Consider the following 22847-nt stretch of genomic DNA (forward strand, 5'->3'; position numbering starts at 1 on the left):
ACCAAAACATCAATATCTTCATTGATATTTTGGTCGTTTTGTCAACAATCTGAGGGAGTGACTCAAAAATTGTAATTTTGAGTCACTCCCTGTTTAACATATGTCTAACTAGTTTTTCTTGTTTTTCACTTTGTTTTTTGGAACTCTTTTTGCTGTTCCTATATTCCAAACTGTTTCCTCTTGAGCTGCTATTTCTTTATAGATATTTGCATTATCTTTTTCTATACTAGCATCTTTTTTAGAACTTAAAACCTTTTTTTCTTCTACTTTAGGTTCTGATTTTTTTATCTGCGTTTCAGACTTTTTCTCAGGGGTATTAATTGAAAGTCCCGTTGTTGAAATCCCTACTTGCTTATTTGTATCAGAAGCAACATTTCTAGGTGCTGAACCATATACAGAAGAATAAACAGGTGAAGGTTTGAACTTACCTACACTACGAGGTTTTGGTGTTATTGTATTCGAGTTCATCATTTGTCCCGTTACTGATCTTGTAGCTGTAGACAATCCTGTTGAAGAATATTTTTCAAAAATAGCATCAAGTATTTTTTGATTGTTTTCAATTTTTTCTTTACTTACAGGTCTATACCCATAATCAACAGTTTTGTATTCACCTAATTTAGTCCCTTGACCTTTATCAAAGTATTCAGAAACATCATTAGTGTATAGTTTTTCTGTATATTCTATTCCACGTTCTACTTCCTCCTCTTTGAAATCTTTCTTAGGAGTCTCATTTTCTTCTACTCTCATTTGAGCAACTTCTTTTGGAACAACTTTCTCATCAGTAAATTTATCAACATCATTAGAAGCTTTTATAACCTTATTATTAGGTGAAACTTCTCTTAATAAACTATCTATATCTACAGAATCTGTTGTTTCATCCAAATAATTTTTCTCTTCTAATTCTTCGATTTCATCTTCGTCTAAATGATAGTCGCTATAGCCTGATAATATATCTTTTTTGACTTCTTTAATCTCTTCATAATCCTCGATTTCGATGTCTTCTATTTTAGCAGCTTCTTGCACTAAATCAACATAAACTTCTTCTTGCTTATCTTTTCTTAAATCTTCTAGATTTTCATTCAACTCTTCGATTTCAGGTAAAGTTTCTTCTTTCTTCGGTGAAACATCTACATTCGCTGATTCTATTAGCTCATCAAGTGCTGTCTTCTCTTGAGATTCATCCAATTTTTTACCTTCGTATAAACCTTTTCTAAAGTTTTCTACATCCTCAGTAACTTCTTGACCTTCTTCGAATCTTTCACCTACAAGTTTTTTACTCACTCTATCAATATCATCTTCAAATAAATCTTCAGATCCTTCTAGTACATCATTCACAGAAGTATATCTTAATTTCTCACGACGACTTCCTTCAGCATCTAATTCTCTAATTTCTAGTTCTGGTGTTTCTTGCTCATGAGTTTTACTCTCTTTCTCACGAATTTCATCAAAAATTCCATCTAGTTTGTCGTTTTTCTTAGCATATAAAGGATTATTTTTTTCTATTTTATCACTTCTTCTTTCAAGTGTGTTAAAGTTTTCTTCGAATTCTTTTCGTGCATCTTTGTTTTTAGTAACTCTTTCATCTTGAACTACTTCATCTTCTTGAACTTGTCCTTTAAATGAACTTGCTACTTCTTCTTTTAATTCGCTACTATCTTTACCAAGTACTACACTGTCTCCCAAAGCATCTATCTTATGATCTTGTTTTAATCTCTTAGTTCTAACCGCGGCTAATGTTGGATGTGCTCTTCTTGATGGATTTTCATCAAAAATATCCACATCACGTATTTCAGTACCACTTACACCAAGTTTTTTCAACGCATCTCCCAAGTCTGTAACCTTACCAGTCGATACAACTTCTTCTTTTTCTTCATATTCTGTAATATCGATTTCTTCATATTTAGGAGTTGCTTTTTGTTCTTCTACAAACTCAATTTCTAATTCGTCATTAGATTGCTTACTTAGTTTTTTATCTGTTATTTCTGATTTTTTCTTAGTAACATCTTTTTCATTTTCTAATTCTTCTTCGAAATCATCTAAGACTGCATCTAATTCCTCTTGATCTATTTCATCATCACTAACATTAAATAATTTATCTTTAAGTCTAGAGAAGAAGCCTACTTTTTTCTTACTACCCTCTTCTTCATAGTCTTGTTCATAATCAGAATCGTCTTCGTAATCAGATTCATCTTCGTATCTTTCTTTAACTACTCTAGATTTCTCTTTTTCTTCACGCTTAGCTCTTTCTTCCTGCTCACGTTTTTGGCGCTCTAGATATGTTTTGTAATCCTCAGCTTCATCATCTTCTTCGTCTAAAAATTCTTCATCTTGTTTATTTGAAGCAAATAATCCTTTTATTTTAGACATAAATCCATTTTCTTTTTTATGTTTTTTATCTTTTTGGAATTCTTCTTCGAAATCCTCGTCTTCATAATCATCGATTTCAAAACCGTCTAAATCAACTTCTTCATAGTCATCTAATTTTTGGATAGTTTTTTCGTAGTTTTCGCTAAACTCAGGAGATAATTCATCATCAAATGATTTTCTATTTTTATTAGAACTGAAGTCTATTTCAAAATCTTCTTCATCTTCATAATAAACTCTTTCTCTTTTCCTATTTTCTGCTCTTTTTTCCCTACGTTCAGCTAATTCATCTTTCTTCTCTTTTTTAGCTGCATTTCCTTCGAATACTTCATCTTCATCTTCTTCTAAAAACCATTTTTTCCAATTAACCATATTTCACACCTCCTAGTTAGATTTTTTATTTAAGATTTAAATCTTTCACACGAGTTCCTACTTTAGTATCTGCTTCTAATACTAAAATACCTCTTGCTTCTTCTTGCGGTAACCCTAGTTCACGTTTTGAACATAGCATACCATTTGATTCTACTCCACGTAATTTTGATTTTTTTATTAATAGACCACTTGGCATCATTGCTCCACTTAGAGCTACTACAACCTTTTGTCCTGCTTCTACGTTTGGAGCACCACATACAATTTGTAATGTCTCTTCTTCACTAACTTTTACTTGGGTTACTTTTAATTTATCAGCATCAGGGTGTTTTTCACAACTTAGAACTTCCCCAACTACAAAGAACTCATCATTATTACCTTCTAGGTCAATTTTAATCCCATTTTTTTCTAATCGTTTTTGGAGAATTTCTTTTTGTTCTCCTGTTAAATCAATACTACCTTCTCCATCTAATTTTAAGTTCTCAACATTAAAAATATTTAGCCCCACTAAAGCACCATTTTCGTCTTTAATTAGAGTAATATTCTTCTTATCTTCGTATGTTACCTCTTCTTTACTCTGAATAGTAATTAATAATGTTTCTCCTAACATTTTCTTATTGTAAAAAAATAACATGAATCTCTCTCCTATAATAATTTTTAATTTTAAAGTTATTCTACAAAAATAAAATAACTCTCTAGTTCTTTTCCATCGTATTTAAACGTTATTGTCGTTATTGGTACAAGACCTTCTGTAAAGAAATGCACCATCATCTTCTGCAAAATCTCTAAGCCTTGTTTATTCTGTACATCTGCAATAATCAATGTATCTTGATGAGGTAAACCTACATAAAATGAACTACCTATTTTGTTATGAAAGTAATTCAGAACGTTCTTATCAAATATCCTTGCCCCATCATAGCCATCTTTAGCATTTAGAAAATAAAATTTATTTCCTGCAACTTCATCCACATTATACTTAAGTGGTAGTTTTTCTAGATTACCTTTAGCAAATTCTAAAAATTCTTCTTCCGTTTTAGAAAATTTACTTAGAAAACTACCATCTAGTAATTTATAGCCATCTTTAAAATCATAAGCTAAATATATTCTAGTTTCATTTGTATGATCAAAGCTAACAAGATTTTTCTCATTATCTTTATTAAAACTACTAGATCGCACTACCGGATAAATATTTTCCAATAATTCATCCTCAGTTACATCATCTATAGAAAGTTTTTTTTGTGCATTGAAGTTTCCTACTATGTAGTAAACAAATTCCTCTATCTTCTTGTCACTTTTGCTAGTTTTCTTATCTCCTAGCTTCCTTACAAAACTATCTATATCAATCTTAGCACGGCGATTTTCATATTCTAGAATAAAAACACTATTTTCTTTTTCTCGCCTCTCATGTATTTTTAAAGTGGGTAGTTTTTCTATTATTTTTTCAAATATATAATCTCTTGAATAAGACATATTGCCTCCTATTTTGTGTATAATATGGCAACTTAATTATACCATATTTATTCGCATTCAATCAACATAATTAAGCAATATATACAAATATTATTCACTATTTTACATTTTTCTCATTTTATTGCACCTTTACTTTTATTTTGTTATAATTTTATATATATACTTCGGAGGATTTTTTATGGATATAGAAATAAAAAGAGCCGAATTACAAACGAAATACAATAACTGGATTAAAAAGAATACACTTAGATTAGTAGTTACTTTTATAGCTTATATAGTAATTATTCTTATAAATTTTTTACTATTAAAAAAACCTAAAATCACTCTTTTTTCTAGCTTTTTATTTTTCACATATACAGTTTATGTATTATCATTAATTTGGTTTATAAAAAATAAATTAATCGCAAATATCGATTCTGTCGATTTCGATGTAAAATAAAAGTACTTAAAATTAATCGTATAAGATTATTTAAGTACTTTTGTTATTTTCTGTAAGCTATCATATATTCTTTATCATTATAAGACTTGATTTCTTGCTTTGTTTATGCTACTTTATAAGTATAAAGGGATAGCAAAATCTTGTGTATTATATTACCAAGAAATAGATATAACAAATAAAGGGGGAAATTAAAATGTATATTCCAACAATAGTAATAATTTGTATGGTATGTGGCGGTATAGGTGGAGCTCTGGGTTCTTATCTTACAAAAAAGAATAAAAAACAAAAAAATAAAGAAGACGATTAATCGTCTTCTTTTACTTATTTATTACATTCCCCAAGCAGATAACCCTTGCGCATTGTAAGCACGAGTTGCCGCTTCAATCTGATCTTGAACTGTTGCTGTAGATCCCCATCCTGGCATAGTTTGGAATAATCCGCTAGCTCCTGAAGCATTTCTAGCTCCTACTTGACCATTTGATTCACGGGCGATGATGTGTTCCCAAGTTGATGCTGGCACTCCTGTACGACGAGCCATCTCTTGAGCTGCTGCTACTCCATCCGCTCCTGCTGTGTTCCCATTAGCTAACACAAGTGAACCACCTGGTGCTGAATATGATTGAGCCGGTGCTGCGTATGATTGTTCAGCTACTGGACGTTGTTTAGTACCAACAACCACTACTTTAGCTGTAGCTTCTGTAAGTACTTTTTCAGAAGCAACTTCTCTAGATACTTCTTTACCATTTTCTCTTACAACATTGTAAGTAACTTCTTTTTCACCGTTTTTACCTTCAACTTTTGTAACTTTTTCATCTACATATTTAGAATCATCTTTTTCTTCTTTTGTTTCAAATTTGATTACTTCTTTTTTAGTTTCAGTAGTTTTTCCAGTTCTTAAAATTTTGATTGTATCAACTGTTGCTACTTCAGTTTTTAGACCTGGTACAACTTGATCTTTTTCTCCTAGAGTAATATTTAATTCTTTTAAGATATCTTCAACTTTTTTGTAAGTAGTTTTTCTTACCGTAGTTGTATCTCCATCAACGATTGTTACTTCATGAGCTTTGTAGATGTTAATAGTTTCTCCACCGTTAACTTTTGTATCTAAACCTGGTTCTACTCTATCATCTGCTCCAAAAGGAATATCGTTAGCAATAAGAATTTCTCTTACTGTTCCTTTTTTAGTTTTAAGCTCAATTTTACTGCTATTATCTAAATTCACGGCAAAAACATTGTGCCCTGTATATTCTTCCGCTACTACGAAAGCTCCTGATAATAATAATCCCGACGTTGCCGCTGCGGCTATAATTCTACCTAATTTCATTCTGTTAATCAATCTCCTTTTTTTCTTCTAATCCGAACAACGTACATGCATTGTTAAATGTTTGTTTTGTTAGTTGTTCATATGACATTTCTTTTAAATCTGCAATTTCCTGTGCTACATAGTGCACATATGCTGGCTCATTTCTCTTACCTCTATACGGTGTCGGTGTTAAATATGGACAATCTGTCTCAATTAACAACCTATCTAGTGGACAAGCTTTTGCAACTTCTTTTGGTGTTTTAGCATTTTTAAATGTTACTGGGCCACCTAATGAAATATAAAAGTTCTCTTTTAGCATAATATTCATACTTTCAACTGAGCCTGAGAAACTATGCATTATTCCACCTATTTCACTAGCTTTTTCTTCTTGAAGTATTTGTATTGTATCTGCCATAGCATCACGTGTGTGAATTACAATTGGTTTGTTTACTTCTTGTGCTAGTTGAATTTGTCTTCTAAATACTTCTTTTTGAACATCTTTTGGACTTTTATCCCAATGATAATCCAATCCAATCTCTCCGATTGCTACTACCTTATCATTTGTTAAAGCAATATTCTTAATCATTTCATATTTTTCATCAGTGAAATCTATTGCTTCTACTGGGTGCCAACCAACTGTTAAATATAAAAAGTCATATTTAGCTGTGATTTCCAGTGCTTTTTGTATACTTTTATCATCGAAACCAACTATATTTATTAATTTAACTCCCGCTTCTTTCGCACGAGCAATGGTTTCTTCTAAGTCTTCTAAATAAGCATCATCATTTAGATGCGCATGTGTATCAAATAACATACCACGCCTCCTTACTGTAATGATTATATCAAAACAACGTTTCATTAGAATATCTAAACTGTTTCAATTATGTTACAATACTTTTTCAATTAACATAAAAATTGTTACTTTATACGTTTTCATGAAGATTTAGGGAGAATTATTGTCTTTTTCCAACAATAATTTATTATTTTTTAAGGAGCTATCTAGAAAAAAATATCTTAGAGCATTTAAACGCTCTAAGACACCTCTGTTAAATGAGTTTATTATGTTTAATTTAGATCTCCGTGATACCAAACACGTACTTTACCATTCCCTATAGGGTAAATATCACTAAAATATAACTCGCCCGACATCCAACCGCGCTCATCATAAAATTGACTATAATTTACACTTGTTGGATACGCTGAACCTACAGGATAGTCATAAGGAATACTTTTAGAAATCTTCGCTGCAATATTCTCAGAATTATTCACACTTGAACTTTTATCTGTTACAACTACAGTGTTTTCTTGATATGTTGTATTTTCTTCATTTACATTAGTATTTCCACCTGATGAAGAATAGACTGTACCAACTCCTAAGCTTCCTGGTAGCAGTACTAATGAAAAACTCATTACTACTATTTTAATATTTTTTTTCATAAGTATGCACCTCCCCAACTACTTATTTTACTAATATTATACTCCTTTTTTTACATTGCAAGCCTTTTTATAATAATTATATAAAAAACGACTTCCAAAATGAATCTGCCCTAAATTTTAGGAAAGCACCTCATTATTTAAAGTCGTTCTTCTTAAATTATTCAGCTTTGAAGTCTACTACTTGAGCACCAATAAGTTGCTCTAAAACTTCTGGTTTTACTTCCACTTGGTGACCTACTTTACCTGCAGAGATAATAATCGTTTCAACTTCACGACATTTTTCATCTACAAAAGTCGGGAATAGTTTTTTCATAGCAAATGGTGAACATCCACCTTTTACATATCCTGTAATTTTTGTCAAGTCTTTAAGTGGTAACATTGATAAACTTTTCACTCCTGCTGCTTTGGCAAGTTTTTTAAAGTTTATGCTGTCTTCACTCATAAGTACTCCTACAACGTAGTTACCTTTGCCATCTGTAGTCATTATTGTTTTGAATACCTGGTTATGATCGCGACCGATAATATCAGCTACTCCCACTCCCGTTTTCGCAGCATCACTTTCTGCATCAAATTCAAAATGATTATATTCTATACCATTCTCATCTAAAAATCTCATCGCATTAGTTTTTAAGTCTTTTTTCTTACTCATATCTGTACCTCATTATTTAACTTCTTCATTAGTTATAAATTATAACTAATATTTTACTCCAAACTTTGCTTACTGTCAAAAACTGTTTTAAATAATTTTTAAAAAATACCAATCACAAAATTCAGATTCTCTTACTTATCTACTTGATTAGTATTCCTATTCTTATTTTAACACAAAGTGTCCTTCTTCAATTTCTTCGAATTTTTCTGTGCCATTTATTACTATTTCTTCTGTACTAACTTCAAATTCTTCGAACATCTTTCTAGCTCTAATCGGATCAATTATCGGCATAGAACTTAGAAGACGTTTTGTATAAATGTGCTGTGGATTTCTCATAATCTGCTCTGTTGTTCCTAGCTCTACTAGATTTCCTCTATACATTACAGCTATTCTATCTGCGATATACTCTACTACACCTAAGTTATGTGAAATGAAAAGATATGTTAGAGAGAATTTTTCTTGTAAATCTTTTAATAAATTAATTACCTGTGCTTGTGTTGAAGCATCTAAAGCAGAAGTCGGTTCATCACACAAAATGAAATCTGGTCTCGTTACAACTGCGCGAGCAATACCAATACGTTGACGTTGCCCTCCACTAAAAGCATTTGATAATTTTAACGCATCCTCATTAGAAATCCCTACAAACTCTAAAATTTCTAACGATTTTTTCTTCGCTGTTTCTTTATCCTCTTTATGTAAAGCTTCCATAACTATATCTAAAGCACTCATTCGCGGATTTAGCGATGAATAAGGGTCTTGGAATATAATTTGCATCTTGCTATATACTTCTGCAAGCTCTTTTTTTGACATTTTTGTTAAAGACTTTTCATTACCTTCTACAAAAACTTCTCCTGATGTGAATGGATCAATATTTAAAATCCCCTTACCAAGAGTAGTTTTTCCACTTCCAGATTCACCTACAACTGCTAACGTCTCTGCCTTATAAATATTTAAACTAATATCATTAACAGCTATAGTTTCTTTGATTTCCTTACCCATTCCTTTAGACTTATAAACTTTTCGTACATTTTTTAGTTTTAAATACTCTTTACCCATTACTCCACCTCTTTCAGATACTCATGAGTATCGCTAAGTTTTTGCCAAGTATAGTGTTTATCATCTTCCTTATAATCAACAGTCAGAAGTTCATTATTAATATTTTCTAATCTTGCTGCTGCAAGAAGTTGTTTTGTATATGGATGTTGCGCATTGCTGAAGATTTCTTCAACATTACCTTTTTCTACAACTCTACCTCTATACATAATATACACATAGTCACACATTCCAGCTATTACACCGAAGTCATGGCTAACTAGTGCAACACTAAGCTCTGTATCTTTTTGTAATTTTTTAATAAGAGATAAAATCTGTGCTTGTACTGTAACGTCTAAAGCTGTTGTAGGTTCATCTGCTACCAATAATTTAGGATTAGCAAGTAATGCCATAGCTATTAGTATTCTTTGGCGCATACCACCAGATAATTCATGTGGATATTGCTCCATTCTAAGAGGCGCATTAACAATACCTACTTTTTCAAGTTGTTCTATTGCTAATTTTTTTGCCTCTTCTTTAGACTTATTTTGAAATCTTTCTATTACTTCTATTAAGTGAAAACCAATTGTTCTTACTGGATCAAGTGAGGTCATAGGGTTTTGAAAAATCATAGAGATTGGTAACTTTTCACCCTTCTTAACTTCTTTCCCATCAAAGATAAACTTATCATTTTTATCAAAAATATTGTTAGGAAGAATAGACATTATGCTACGCATTAGGATACTTTTTCCACTACCTGATTCACCGACAACACCTGTGATATGACCTTTTTTAAGATTAATATCGATTCCGTGTATTAACTGTTTATCTACTTCTTTATTTGGTATATAATTAACCGTTAAATTTTCTAATTCTACTATGTTTGTCATACTACTCCCCCTCCTTTTGAATATATTTTGTAAGTAGGTTACCAATATTATTAAACGAATAAATTGTTAACATTACAAATAATCCAGGGATAATTGCCATGTGAGGTGCACGTTGTAGACTTTGTTGTGCATTTTGCAGCAGTGTTCCCCAAGAAGTCATAGGCTGCTGAATACCAAGACCTAAGAAACTAAGTGCCGCCTCTGTCATTATTGCATTTGCTATTGAAGCACTTGCTGCTACTACTAGAGTTGGTATTATTGCTGGAATAATATGTTTCTTTAGGATAGAGATAGTTCTTACACCACTAAATCTACTATATACTACATAGTCATATTCTTTTGCTGATAAAGTTTCTGCTCGAACTAGTCTCGCAAGACGCATCCAAGAAAAACATCCTATTACTATGATAATTGAACCAATTCCTGGTTTTAAAAACACACTTAGCACAATTACTAATACTAACCATGGAATAGATGACAACACATCAACTAAACGCATAAGAACATTATCGACAACCCCACCAACATAACCTGAGATAAGGCCTACTATCGTTCCAATTGTTACGGCTGTTACCATTGCTAGTAACCCTACTATAAGAGAAATACGACCTCCATAGATTACACGAATGAAGTAATCACGACCTACCTCATCAGTTCCAAATAAATGTTGTAAACTTGGTGATTGAGATAGATTCGCTACATCAGTAGCCGCTGGATCAATAGGAATTAAAGGAGCTATTAACGAAACAAAAACTAATATCGCTATAAAAATAAGTGAAAAAATATAAATCTTTGAACTTTTAGCAGTTTTAATAAATCTTTTCATCTTACTTACCTCCTCTTCTAATTCTAGGATCTACTATTGAATACAGTATGTCTGAAATTAAATTACCTACTATTACTAATGTAGCTGATAATAACATTACAGCCATTATTATAGGATAATCTAACGCTCTAGTTGCTTGTGTTATATATGGTCCAATACCTGGCCAACTAAATACTGTTTCTGTAATAATCGCTCCAGTTACTAACATCGGCAGTGACATACCTACTTGAGTTATTACCGGTATTAATACATTTTTTATAATATGTCTTGTGAATATTTGAGTTTTTGTCGCTTGAAAAGCTTGTTGAACTACTACATATTCTTCATTTGTTTGACTTAAAGCTGAAGATCTTACATAACGTGTAAGCTCAGCAAAAAATACAATCGTTAAAGTTAGATAAGGCATAACAAAGTGTGATAAAAAATCACCAAAGTCGCCCTCTTTACCAATTGTGTGCATTCCTATTATTGGGAATAGGTTTAATTGATATCCTAAAACATAGATGAATATCATAGCTATCCAAAATGATGGAGTAGCTATTCCTAGTGAAGCCACAGCATCGATAAGTTTATCTTGCCATTTACCTTTATTGGCTGCAGCTAGTAATCCTAATACTATCGCAATCACTAATGCTGTTACATATGCTGGTAATACTAATGATATTGTATTAGGTATTTTCGCTAGAATTTCTTCTCCTACACTATTATGAGTTACTAATGAGTGCCCAAAGTTTCCACTTAATATTTGTCCTAACCAATCTACATACTGAATTAAGAATGGTTTATTAAGTCCACTTTGTTCACGAAGAATATTAATTTCTTCTTGTGACATATTCGATGTTATCTGTGCATCAATAGCATCATATGGCGCTAAATGTATTAAAGTAAATACTATAAACGATATTACTAAAAGCAATGGTACTGCTTGTAATATGCGTTTCAAAATATATCGAATCATACGATCTCCTTTAAATTTTAATTACAATATTTTTATGAAATTCATTTATAATTTATCACAAACTCCTTTGTCGAAAATTATAAATTAATTATTCCCTTAAAACTAACAAAGCGAGGGAGATACTATAAAATCTTATTATAAATAGGATTTTATCGTACTCCCCCTAACACTGTATTTTATTTTCTACTATTTAAGAGTAATTTTTGATAAATCATCAAATGTGTAGATTGGTACTAACTTAGCATCATTAACATTTCCAACACGCTTGTTAACCGCTAAAACTTTTTGGTTATCTACGATTGGGTAAAGATATGCTTGATTAGCAATTTCTTGTTGAAGGTTTTTGTACACTTCTTTACGTTTTGTTTCATCTAATTCAGCTGCACCTTGTTTGAATAATCCATCAATTTTTTCACTTCTGAATTGGAAGTAATTTGAAGTACCATTTGATCCGAATAGCTTCGAGTATAAATCAGGATCGTTACCCATGATATATCCACCTAAGAATAGGTTATAGGCTTTAGAGCCAACTTTTCTTAACTCTGTAAAGATAGCTGTCTCATCTCCACCACGTAACTCAACATTAATTCCTACTGCTTGTAATTGCTGTTGGATGAATGTTGCTTGAATAGTCATTGCAGGGTCATTACTTGCATACCCTAAGTTAAGTTTCAAGTTAGAAACTCCCGCTTCTTTTAATAACTCTTTTGCTTTTTCAACATTTTTAGTATATTTCTCTACGTCATCTGTTTTAAACGGATTGTTCGGCGGTAAGAATGAATAAGGGTTTTGGTAGTATTTACTGTCTAGGTAAGCTGCTTTATTCATATCTTCTTTATTTAATGCGTATAAAATAGCTTGTCTAACTTTAACATCTTTTAATTCATCTGTGTTTGTGTTTAATCCTAAGTATCCGATACGATTTTCACTATAAGCGTAAGTATCGATATTTTTAGAATCTAAATCTTTAATACTAGCTGGTAATACATATGCTGCATCTACCTCACCTTTTTGTAATGCTACTTTTGTAGTATCAGCATTTTTAATAATACGTAGTACTACATTTTTAACTTTTGGTTTACCATTGTAATAATTTTCATTCGCTTCAAATTTAATGTATTCTCCACGTTTGTTTTCTACTAGTTTGTATGGTCCAGTTCCTACTGGTGTTTCTTTTAATTCTTTAACTGAGAAGTCAGATACATTTCCATAAACGTGTTTTGGAATAATGTAAGTTTCATTCGCAATGTTATTTGCTGCAGCCGCGCTTGGTTCTGGGAACTTAAATACTACAGTGTTGTCATCTATTTTCTCAACAGTTATCGGTTTATCACCAATCCATAAGTTTTTGAAGTTTCCATTTTCTTTTTTAGCTTTTGTTTGATAAGTGAAGACTACATCATCAGCTGTGAATTTTTGTCCATCAGACCATTTTACGTCTTTTCTTAAGTTAACTTTTAAGCTAAGACCATCTTTTGCAAGTTCAGTAGATTCCGCTAAGGCGTATTCTTTTGAACCATCTCCATTAACTTTAATTAATGGTGAGTAAATAATATTAGTCATTGTTAATCCCCAACGGTCACTTACCTTAATTGGGTTAGTTGATGATGGATCATCATTAATAGCATACGTAAAAGTATCTTTATCTTGAGAAGTGGTAATTGTGTTTTGCGTTTTTGAACTACATGCTGTTACAACACTCATTACTAACGCTAGTGCTCCTATAAACAATTTGTTCTTTTTCATTCTTTTTTCCTCCTTGATTTTAAGTCCTATTTTTCTAACTACAAATTATTTTGGTTTCCCCTATTTAATAATGGTTAAATACATTTGCCTATTTGGCAGCGAGAGACTTACATTGCTACTCATGTATTGATTAAATAGACTATATTTCATAATAAGAATAATAAAACCAGATATTATTTACATTGAACGAATGAAATCAATGTTAGTATAGTTTACTGTATTATTAATCAGAATGTCAATTTAAGTGCTTATTTTTGCCATTTACATTAATTATATAACTCTTTTGTCAGTGATTTTAGTTGTTACTAAAATATTATTTTATTTTTCTGTTCCCCATACCTCTTCAACAATTTCTTTAATTAGGGCGATTTTTTTCCATTGGTCTTCTTCTGTAATGACATTTCCTTCTTCTGTAGAGGCGAAACCACATTGAGTACTTAAGTAAATATTTTCTAATGGAACATACTCACTAGCCTCTTTAATTCTTGCGATTACTTCTTCTTTATCTTCTAAATCTGCAAATTTAGAAGTGATTAATCCTAAAACTACTTTTTTGTCTTTCCCTACTTTTACTAGCGGCTTGAAATCTCCTGCACGATCTGTATCATATTCTAAGTAGTATGCATCTACATTTTCTCCAGCTAGTAGCTCGTCTTCAACGTTTTGGTATCCACCTTGAGAGATCCATTTAGAAGCGAAGTTACCGCGACATACGTGAGTATTGATTGCTAAATCTTCTGGCTTCCCTTCTATTGTTTCGTTATTAAGAGCTAAACAACATGCTGCATATTCTCTACGAACTTCTTCTAGAGGACGTGCGTCACGGAAACGATTCGCAAATCCATCGTCAGCTAATGCTCCCCATGTACAATCGTCAAATTGTAATACGCGTAGCCCTTCATTGTAAAGGTCTGCTATTACTTGTTTATAAGCTGCTACAATCGCATCTTTTAATTCTTTGAATGTTGGGTAGAATTTTTCGTATCCTTTAATGTGGTCTTCTGTACGAATTAACTCGAAGTATAATTGTGATGGTGATGGAATTGTTAGTTTAACTGTTACATCTTTTTTATCAGCTACTAAGTCTCTTAAGAATTTATAGTGTGCTACAAATGGGTGATTTTCTCCGCTAATTTTTCCTGATACTTTTGCTGTATCTGGTTTAGTTTCAATACCTTTAAATGGATACCCTTTTTCTCCTTGAACGTGTTCTACACCGTTAAGTCCCCAGAAGAAATCAAGGTGCCAATATGCACGGCGGAACTCTCCGTCTGTTACTCCTTTTAATCCATTTGCAATTTGTTTTTCAACTAATTCTACAATTACTTTATCTTCTACTTTAGTTAATTCTTCTTGTGATAATTCTCCTTTTGAGAATTTCTCACGAGCCTCTACTAACTCCTTAGGTCTTAAAAATGATCCTACATGATCTACTCTATAGACTACATTTTTAACCACTTTATTTTGACATCCTTGACACATAATATTTTTTCTCCTTTTGTTTAACTAATTTACTTTATCTTTTAACTTTACTCTCCTGACTTTATTATTATGACTATATTATTAACATCTAGTTACTTTTGTCTTCGAACTTATTTTCTATATCTATTTTTTCATAAACTAAAACTTTCACATAAAGACCGTACTATTCGTCTTCTGGTAATATTGCTACTACTCTTACTGGAGATCCAGTTGCTTCTGTCCAGTTTGGATAAGCGATTGATATTAATGCTCCAATCGCAGGTACTTGATCAAGATTTGCTAAAACTTCGATTTGATAAATATCTTGTTCTAATAAATAATATTCTTGGATTAGCCCTTCAGCAGCTGCTGTAACTCCTGAGTCAGTGTCTAGAGTTTCATGCCCCACAGCTTTAACTTTTCTTTCTTTAATTAAGAATTCTAAGGCATCTCTTCCCCATCCTGGAGTGTGTTGAACTTCATTTTCATCTAGATTTCTAATCTCATCATAGCTAGGCCAACGTTTAGACCAATCACTTCTGAATGCTACGAATGATTCTGGTAATATTTCTCCATGTTCAGCTTCAAAATCAAGGATATCTTGTTTAGAAATTACATAGTCATTATTTTCTGCTACTTCTTTACTTTTATCGATTACATATAAAGGTAATAGTAAATCTTTAAGTTCAATTTCATCTAACCAGCGACCACCCTCAACGAAGTGAATAGGCGCATCGATGTGTGTTCCATATTGACCAACAACTGAGAATTTTTGAACATAGAATCCATCTTTTAAAGTAAAGACATTTTCTTTTTCTAAAGCAGGTAGCGCTGGGAATTTAGGTGAATTTTCATCAATTTTATGGCTTAAGTTAACCCATTTTTTGTTTTTTAAAGTTCTATAAATATTTAGTAATTCTGACATGTTTTTGTCCCTCCAAAGTGTTTGTAATATTAGATTAAGTTAAGTATCCTTGTGATTATTTTGAGAAATAAAAAAGTCCTCACAGAAGCGTATGCTTCTGCAAGGACGTCTAATAATTTACGTGTTACCACCTTACTTTATGATATTCTCACAAATATCAACTCAAAAAGTACGCACCAAAATAGAATGGTGTTATACCCTGAAGCTATAACGGGCTCACCCGTAAAGGTCTAATTATTCGACCATTAACACTCAAAGACCATTTTCAAAGTTTCCAATACGATCTCTTTTCACCATCCGAGACTCTCTTTACCATCTTTCACTTTTACTTATCTTATCAACGTGTGAATCATTAACTTGTTAATTAGTATAACAATTAATTTTTAGTATGTCAATAGTTTTTTGAATAATTGTGTATTTTTATCTAAAAACTATTTATAATTTTGAGTAATTGTCAGAAAACGGGAGTGACTCAAAAATCGTGATTTCATAGAAATCGATTTTGTCGAGTCACCCCCGCAAAGTTTATTAGATATCTAAAAAGCTTTTATAAAGCGAATTTAGATATCAATAAACCACTGCGTCTATGAGTTTTCATATAAACCTTGTTAAAATTTAGGGCTTTTGGGTCAGTCCCCTTATTATTTTTTCTAAACTTTTGTAGAACCTTATATTCTAATTTTTGTTCGAACTAACTTCCAAAGAATAACAGGCACTAATAATATTGTTAGCACTAAAGCAACGACTTGATTAATACCAAATATATCTACTAGTACTAGTAAAACAAAAGCGAATACTCCCATTAATAATATTAAATATCCCACTAATGAAACTCTTTCTATTATGAAAAATCCACCTTCTTTTTCTACATTATGATTTTTATAAACCTTACTTGCTAACAGCATAATTATTGTTAAAATAACTAGATAAATAATAATATTCTTCCAGGGAGTGTAGCCGAAATAATAAAATATTGGCATCCTTGGTAGTTTATCAAGAAACGGCTCATTTGAAAAATAATCTACAACGAACAATTTCCCTATAACAACCCACACTCCCAATGGATAATATATCAGTGTAAGAGCAGGAATATACATTACACCTATGCTCAATATACTTCCACAAAAACTCGATAAGATAGCTCCTAATAATACTAGACCTATTCCCAGTATATATATTTTATTATTTATTTCAAGTACCGCAGACACGTTATAAATTTCTCCTAACAAACTATTGCTTATAACCGCTATATTAGCTAGTCCTGTTAGAATATAAGTAGCTATTAAAGTTAATAATGATAAAATTACCTTGGCAAAATATACTTTCTCTTTTTCATAAGGTAAGCTCGCTACAAATTTACCGAAATTAGTATGATATTCGACTCCAAAGATTAATAACGGGATCAAAGTTATCAAAATATAATAACCAATATTAATTCCCTCGTTATACATAGTTTCTTTCAACTTAACTTTACTAGCATCTAGATTTTCTTTTAAGAAAGTTAATGTTTTTACATTACTAATATCTAGTGCTGGTGGATATACTTTATCTAATTCCTCTTGTTTATCAAAGTACTCCTTACTACCCGACTGCATTCGCGACCATTCTTTATACTTAGGAACGTTATTTAGTTCTTCTTCTGTTAAATATTGTTTGTATTTTTCACTCTCACTACCTACAAGTACATTTTGATCCTCATTGTTAGTATAAAATGTCCTTATTGGAGAACTTGGAAAATTATGTAAATATGCTCCAACTGCATAAGAATGTTTCATTTCATTTAACTTTTCTTTTGATAATTTTTCCTTATAATTTTTTTGATATTCTTCTTTTGACTTATACAATTCATGTGTTTTTTTATTTAATTCGTTATTAGATGTACCTTTTCTAATTTCCAATTTCTTTGCTATTCCTGTTGTTAATTGAAAATCATAAACTGCAACTCCATTTTTTAATTCATTTAGTTGTTTATTAGTAGTTGTAGCAGCAAATGTCGAAAAAGCAATTAATAGTATAATTAATATTATTGAATATTGTTTCAAATATATGCGCATAATTTTTAAAATATCTTTACACATTTTCATCTTCCCCTTTACTATTTAATAAAAAGATATCCTCTAATGCAATAGACAGTTTATCATATTGAAGAAGATCTTTATCTTGGATAATCTCCTGCGTAACTTCATAACTTCCCCTCATAATAACAACATAAACTCTTCCAATATTACTAATAATTCTTACGTCAGGATTACGACGTAACTCCTCTGATATTTTTTCTTGGTACACTAATTGATATTTACTATACTCATCCTTATTAACTTCTTCACTAACTCCAACTCCATCATCTAAATAGACAACCTTATCACTTATATTTTCTAAAGCATTTAATTGATGACTACTAATTAATAATCCAATCCCATCACTTTGAGCATCTAAAATATAGTTAGTTATTACTTTAGTATTTATTACATCTATCCCATCCAATGGTTCATCTAAGAGGATAAACTTAGTTCGACAAGAAATCCCCAAAATTAAACTAAAAATAGTTAACTGTCCTTTTGATAATTCAGATAATCTGTTGGTCTGTGATAATTTAATATTTTCTAATTCCGTTTTAAAATATTGTTCATCAAAATTCTCATAAGCTAACTTGTAAAATTCGCAAACCTTCTTGATTTTAGAATTTTTGAAATAATCGAATCTATCCGGTATATAAATCAGTTGTTTTTTTATATTTTTATTATCTACACCTTCAATTCCTATTTCCCCAGAATCTTGACTATATATTCCTGATAAAATCTTTAATAATGTTGTTTTCCCACTTCCATTTCTACCAATAAGCGCTACAATTTCTCCAGTACTTACGGTAAAACTAACATTGTTTAATACTATCTTTTTTGAAAATTTTTTATTAATATTATCTATCGTAAGTTTCATAGTTTTTCTCCTTTATCTTTTCTGATATGACTTCGCATAATTTTTCCATCGATAACCCTAGAAATTTCCATTCCATGATTAATTCTTTTAACTTTCCATCAATCTTTTTCTCATTATCCATAATTAATCATCCTTTCGAAATTCTAACTTAATTTTTTCTAATAAATCTTCTTCCGAGATTCCCCTTATTTTTACTTCCCTAACTAAATCCTTAATTATAGAATCTATTAATTCATAATTTGGAACGATATTGTCAAAATTATTAGTAATAAAAGTACCTTTCCCTACGATTGTTGTAATTATCTTTTCACTTTCCAACTGTTGAAAAGCTTTTTGAACTGTACTAACATTAACACCCAGCATTTTAGAAAATTCTCTTACCGATGGTAATTTATCTCCCTCCTGTAATAAGTTTTTACTTATCATAGATTTAATTTGATCTACTATTTGTTTATAAATTGGCTTATCTGATAATGAATCAATTTGAAACATAGTAACCTCCTTTCTAAGTGTATCACTCTTCACCATACACCTTTCACTTAAAGTGTACCACATATCACCATACATTACAAGTAAAAAAAGACATAATAATAAATTTTTTTAATAAATTATTATGTCTAAATTTTTTATTTATGTTTTTTTTGTAACAATGGATTTAGTACTACTCTAAAAATAGAATCAGCTATAATAATTCCTACTGCTAATCCTACCGCTCCATAAAAACTATTTAGGAAAATTTTTGCAGAATTTCCGTATTCATCTAATAATAATGTTCTAAAAGCATCGTAAATAGTAACCCCAGGTACTACTGGAACTAAGCCAGGCACAAAATAAACCGTTAATGGATTCTTAAATTTAATAGCACAAACTTGGCTTATGTTAGCTAAAAGTAGTGAACACACTAAGCTAGACATAAAAACACTATGTCCATGACTCCACATTTCCCAATATCCACACCAACCTATTGCACCTATTATCCCACCTGTTACTAAAGTTTTTCTAGGAACATCACAAATAATCGCAAACGACACCGATGATATAAAACTAAAGATAAAATGATATAGTAATAGTAAACCATGACTTAATACTGCAATCATTATAATGTACCTCCTAGCAATCTAACAAGATAATAAACTGTTACAATTCCTGCACCTAAGGCAAAAGCCACACAGAACGTTTCAATAAAACGTATAGTTCCTGAAATAAACTGCTTAGCTATAATGTCCCTCATGGAGTTCGTTATTGTAATACCGGGTACAAGTGGAACTACTGCACCGATCATAGCAAGCCTAAGCGACTGACCATTTAATAAGATAAAGCCTAAATATCCCGCTATTCCTCCTACGAAGGTGCTAATATACTCTGATATAAACGGTGCCTTTAGATAACTAATAACCTTTATATAAACATAAAAGGCAACTGCTCCTGCTATACTACCCGGAATCACATCCCAAAAACTACCTTCAAAAATCAACACAATACTGCCACTAAGAACGCCTGAACAAAGTACTTTAAACCAATCTTTAATTGGACTTTTTTCTGCTTGAACTCTCTTTAACGCATCATACATGTCAATTAGAGAAATTTGACCGGCTGTATAGGCCCTTGATAAAGTGTTTACGGCTGTTGTTTTAGTTAAGTTATATGTTCTATCATTAACCCTTCTAAAATCTGTCCCTATCCCTTCTATTCTTATAAAAATACCCGTTAAAGTTACGTGTGTATAATATTCATCCGTCCTAACTTCTCCTACACCTTTTCTAATAATTCTCTCCAGTGTATCCTCTGTTCTATAAACTTCAGCGCCGTTTTCCATTAGGATTTTTCCCGCAAGTAAGGCTGTTTTCATTAATAATTTCTCATACATCACTTTTTCCCAATTAAGATCAGCAAGATAGTAAAAATAAAAAAACTATATATTATTACACAGTTTCAATAAATATCGTTTTTAGGATTATCTATACTACTTTCTAATCTCCCAACCTTTCTTAAATCGTTTCCATGGTTATTATATCATAAATATTATAATAAAAATATACTTTTTATAATTTTATTTTTCTATTTTTTCATCTTCAATAATTTTATTTTGTATAATGTTTTTTAATTTATTATTATTCTTTTTCCTTTTAATAAAATCTTTATTTTCTTTAAAAAAATTATTTTTTTATGATATTTCCTCATATTGCTTGAATAAAATATTTATAAGTACTACAATAAAATTAAAGAATATTTCAAGCAAGGGGGAAATATTATGAAAGTTATATTTTTAAAAACTCTACGAGAATAAACATCTTTACATATCATATATATAATCAATTATTTGCAAATTAGGAGGAGATTATTATGGGATGTACAACTATTCTTGTAGGTAAAAATGCTAGTTTTGATGGTTCGACTATGGTGGCACGTACTGAAGATTCACCATCTGGAGTCTTTAGAGCAAAAAGATTTATCAATGTAAGTCCAGAAGAACAACCGCGAAAATATAAATCTGTTATTTCTAAGGTTGAAATAGATTTGCCAGATAATCCTGTTCGTTATACAGCTGTTCCAAATGCTATTTTAGACGAGGGTATTTGGGGACAATGTGGTGCCAATGAATTTAATGTTTCTATGAGTGCTACAGAGACTATAACATCTAATGAACGTGTCCTTGGAGCTGATCCCTTAGTAGAATATAGAGCTGCTGTAGGAAAACCAGGTGATGCTGATTATATTCCTGAAAAAGTAGGAGGAATTGGGGAAGAAGATATTTATACGATTGTAATGCCTTATATTGCAAGTGCTCGTGAAGGAGTAACATTCTTAGGAAGTTTACTTGAAAAATACGGGACTTATGAAATAAACGGCATTGCGTTCCAAGATGAAGATGAAATTTGGTGGTTTGAAACTATTGGAGGTCATCACTGGATGGCTCGCCGCGTTCCTGACGATAGCTATGTTATTATGCCTAATCAACTAGGTATAGATGCTTTTGATTTTGAAGATGCTTTTGGAGCAAAAAAAGAGTACATGTGCTCTGCTGATTTAAAAGAATTTGTAGATAAATATCATCTAGATTTATCAATCGATGGTAATTTTAATCCACGTCACGCTTTTGGTAGCCGTAGTGATGCTGATCACACATATAACACACCACGTGCATGGATACTACAGCGTTATTTCAATCCTACATCAAACACATACGATGGAATAAATGCTGACTATCGACCAGATTCTGACAATCTTCCTTGGGCTAGAATTCCTGAGAAAAAAATTACTGTAGAAGATATAAAATATGCTCTATCACATCACTATCAAGGAACAGAATATGATTCATATTCTAAAAACATCCACTCAGTTAAAAAAGGGACTCTACGTCCAATTGGTATAAATCGTACAAATTTCTTAGGTTTAGTACAAATTAGACCATATATGCCTGATGAGTTAAAATGTATTCAATGGTTGGCTGTTGGATCTTGTGTATTTAATGCAATAGTTCCATTCTACACTAACATTAATCGCACACCAGAATACTTAGCTAATACTACTAACCAAGTAACAACTGAAAACTTCTACTGGACTAATCGTTTAATAGCTGCTCTTTGTGATACTCATTTTGCTGATACTGCTTCACATATTGAACGTTATCAATTAAAAGTTCAATCACAATCAAGAGAACTTCTTAATAAATATGATGAAGAGTTTATAGAAACTAAAGTTTCTAAAGAAGCTGCTAAAGATTATCTTGAAAAAGCTAACAATATTATTGCTAGAGAGCTTAAAGTACAGACAAATGATTTATTAGATAAAGCTTTATATACTGCAAGCTGTAATATGAGAAATAAATTCGCAAGATCTGATGCGTAGATTTTAAAAAGAGAACCATGTGGTCTAATGACATATGGTTCTTTAATTTTACTTTATTTATCTGTATAGTAAGTCTTCGTTGCGTACATTGTACGTAAGGATTTTTACGATTCGAAGATTCTAAAATATAAACAACGCTCGCAGTAGACGTATTCCAATCAGCTTCAGCTATCGCCTTGCTTCTTGGTACGT

22 protein-coding genes, 1 pseudogene and 1 other annotated feature are annotated in these 22847 nt (G+C 31.3%); of the genes and pseudogenes, 2 read left to right on the forward strand and 21 right to left on the reverse strand.

The window, feature by feature from the left end:
- Positions 1-108: 108 nt before the first annotated feature.
- Genes RWL85_RS05895 through RWL85_RS05905 form a run of 3 tightly spaced genes read right to left on the reverse strand, consistent with a single transcriptional unit; the run spans position 109 to position 4203 of the window.
- Positions 109-2736 (reverse strand): hypothetical protein, encoded by a 2628-nt coding sequence (locus RWL85_RS05895; RefSeq protein ID WP_314086002.1) that lies wholly within the window; start codon positions 2734-2736, stop codon positions 109-111.
- A gap of 25 nt (positions 2737-2761) precedes the next feature.
- Positions 2762-3367: a YtpR family tRNA-binding protein gene (gene ytpR / locus RWL85_RS05900; protein WP_314086004.1), complete on the reverse strand. Its 606-nt coding sequence runs from the start codon at positions 3365-3367 to the stop codon at positions 2762-2764.
- A 35-nt stretch (positions 3368-3402) separates the two neighbouring features.
- A complete protein-coding gene (locus RWL85_RS05905; protein ID WP_314086007.1) occupies positions 3403-4203 on the reverse strand; it encodes a DUF1444 family protein in 801 nt (266 codons plus the stop codon).
- Positions 4204-4381: 178 nt separating this feature from the next.
- Between RWL85_RS05905 and RWL85_RS05910 the strand changes: the two genes are divergently transcribed.
- Positions 4382-4642 (forward strand): transporter, encoded by a 261-nt coding sequence (locus RWL85_RS05910; protein WP_314086009.1) that lies wholly within the window; start codon positions 4382-4384, stop codon positions 4640-4642.
- A 328-nt stretch (positions 4643-4970) separates the two neighbouring features.
- Here RWL85_RS05910 and RWL85_RS08570 read toward each other — a convergent pair whose 3' ends face one another.
- The 18 genes and pseudogenes from RWL85_RS08570 to RWL85_RS06000 form a co-directional block, all read right to left on the reverse strand.
- On the reverse strand, positions 4971-5615 hold the full coding sequence (locus RWL85_RS08570; protein WP_399533678.1) for a G5 domain-containing protein: 645 nt from the start codon (positions 5613-5615) through the stop codon (positions 4971-4973).
- A pseudogene (locus RWL85_RS08575) lies at positions 5589-5966 on the reverse strand (ubiquitin-like domain-containing protein); the annotation flags it as partial. The gene RWL85_RS08570 and the pseudogene RWL85_RS08575, both read right to left, overlap by 27 nt.
- A 4-nt stretch (positions 5967-5970) precedes the next feature.
- Positions 5971-6759, reverse strand: a complete 789-nt coding sequence (locus tag RWL85_RS05925; RefSeq protein ID WP_314086012.1) for a TatD family hydrolase — start codon at positions 6757-6759, stop codon at positions 5971-5973.
- Positions 6760-7010: 251 nt separating this feature from the next.
- Complete coding sequence (locus tag RWL85_RS05930) at positions 7011-7382, reverse strand: hypothetical protein (protein WP_314086015.1); 372 nt, start codon at positions 7380-7382, stop codon at positions 7011-7013.
- A gap of 157 nt (positions 7383-7539) precedes the next feature.
- Positions 7540-8031 (reverse strand): Cys-tRNA(Pro) deacylase, encoded by a 492-nt coding sequence (gene ybaK / locus RWL85_RS05935; protein ID WP_314086018.1) that lies wholly within the window; start codon positions 8029-8031, stop codon positions 7540-7542.
- Positions 8032-8193: 162 nt separating this feature from the next.
- The gene (locus RWL85_RS05940) at positions 8194-9087 is read right to left on the reverse strand and encodes an ATP-binding cassette domain-containing protein (RefSeq protein ID WP_314086021.1); all 894 of its coding nucleotides are present in this window, start codon (positions 9085-9087) and stop codon (positions 8194-8196) included.
- Positions 9087-9953, reverse strand: a complete 867-nt coding sequence (locus tag RWL85_RS05945; RefSeq protein ID WP_314086024.1) for an ABC transporter ATP-binding protein — start codon at positions 9951-9953, stop codon at positions 9087-9089. The genes RWL85_RS05940 and RWL85_RS05945 overlap by 1 nt, the downstream gene beginning before the upstream one ends.
- Before the next feature lies 1 nt (position 9954).
- On the reverse strand, positions 9955-10779 hold the full coding sequence (locus RWL85_RS05950; protein ID WP_314086027.1) for an ABC transporter permease: 825 nt from the start codon (positions 10777-10779) through the stop codon (positions 9955-9957).
- A 1-nt stretch (position 10780) separates the two neighbouring features.
- Positions 10781-11737: an ABC transporter permease gene (locus RWL85_RS05955; protein WP_314086029.1), complete on the reverse strand. Its 957-nt coding sequence runs from the start codon at positions 11735-11737 to the stop codon at positions 10781-10783.
- 186 nt (positions 11738-11923) lie between these two features.
- Positions 11924-13483 (reverse strand): ABC transporter substrate-binding protein, encoded by a 1560-nt coding sequence (locus RWL85_RS05960; RefSeq protein WP_314086032.1) that lies wholly within the window; start codon positions 13481-13483, stop codon positions 11924-11926.
- Between the two features lie 318 nt (positions 13484-13801).
- Complete coding sequence (locus RWL85_RS05965; protein WP_314086035.1) at positions 13802-14965, reverse strand: 5-methyltetrahydropteroyltriglutamate--homocysteine S-methyltransferase; 1164 nt, start codon at positions 14963-14965, stop codon at positions 13802-13804.
- A 163-nt stretch (positions 14966-15128) separates the two neighbouring features.
- Entirely contained in the window at positions 15129-15869 is a 741-nt protein-coding gene (locus RWL85_RS05970) for a cyclase family protein (RefSeq protein ID WP_314086038.1), read from the reverse strand.
- Positions 15870-15967: 98 nt separating this feature from the next.
- Positions 15968-16219: a binding site (T-box leader), on the reverse strand.
- Between the two features lie 318 nt (positions 16220-16537).
- Positions 16538-17947, reverse strand: coding sequence for a hypothetical protein (locus RWL85_RS05975; RefSeq protein ID WP_314086041.1), 1410 nt, complete (start codon positions 17945-17947; stop codon positions 16538-16540).
- On the reverse strand, positions 17940-18806 hold the full coding sequence (locus RWL85_RS05980; RefSeq protein ID WP_314086043.1) for an ATP-binding cassette domain-containing protein: 867 nt from the start codon (positions 18804-18806) through the stop codon (positions 17940-17942). Before RWL85_RS05980 ends, RWL85_RS05975 begins: the two co-directional genes overlap by 8 nt.
- Complete coding sequence (locus RWL85_RS05985; protein ID WP_314086045.1) at positions 18787-18927, reverse strand: hypothetical protein; 141 nt, start codon at positions 18925-18927, stop codon at positions 18787-18789. Before RWL85_RS05985 ends, RWL85_RS05980 begins: the two co-directional genes overlap by 20 nt.
- A 2-nt stretch (positions 18928-18929) precedes the next feature.
- On the reverse strand, positions 18930-19298 hold the full coding sequence (locus RWL85_RS05990) for a GntR family transcriptional regulator (RefSeq protein WP_314086048.1): 369 nt from the start codon (positions 19296-19298) through the stop codon (positions 18930-18932).
- A 134-nt stretch (positions 19299-19432) separates the two neighbouring features.
- Complete coding sequence (locus tag RWL85_RS05995) at positions 19433-19903, reverse strand: threonine/serine exporter family protein (RefSeq protein ID WP_314086050.1); 471 nt, start codon at positions 19901-19903, stop codon at positions 19433-19435.
- Positions 19903-20673, reverse strand: coding sequence for a threonine/serine exporter family protein (locus tag RWL85_RS06000; RefSeq protein ID WP_314086053.1), 771 nt, complete (start codon positions 20671-20673; stop codon positions 19903-19905). Before RWL85_RS06000 ends, RWL85_RS05995 begins: the two co-directional genes overlap by 1 nt.
- A gap of 476 nt (positions 20674-21149) precedes the next feature.
- Here RWL85_RS06000 and RWL85_RS06005 point away from each other — a divergent pair, with 476 nt between their 5' ends.
- A complete protein-coding gene (locus RWL85_RS06005) occupies positions 21150-22655 on the forward strand; it encodes a C69 family dipeptidase (protein WP_314086055.1) in 1506 nt (501 codons plus the stop codon).
- The last annotated feature ends 192 nt before the right edge of the window (positions 22656-22847 follow it).

The organism is uncultured Gemella sp. (assembly GCF_963515875.1).
In the GTDB taxonomy this organism is placed as follows: Bacteria; Bacillota; Bacilli; order Staphylococcales; family Gemellaceae; genus Gemella.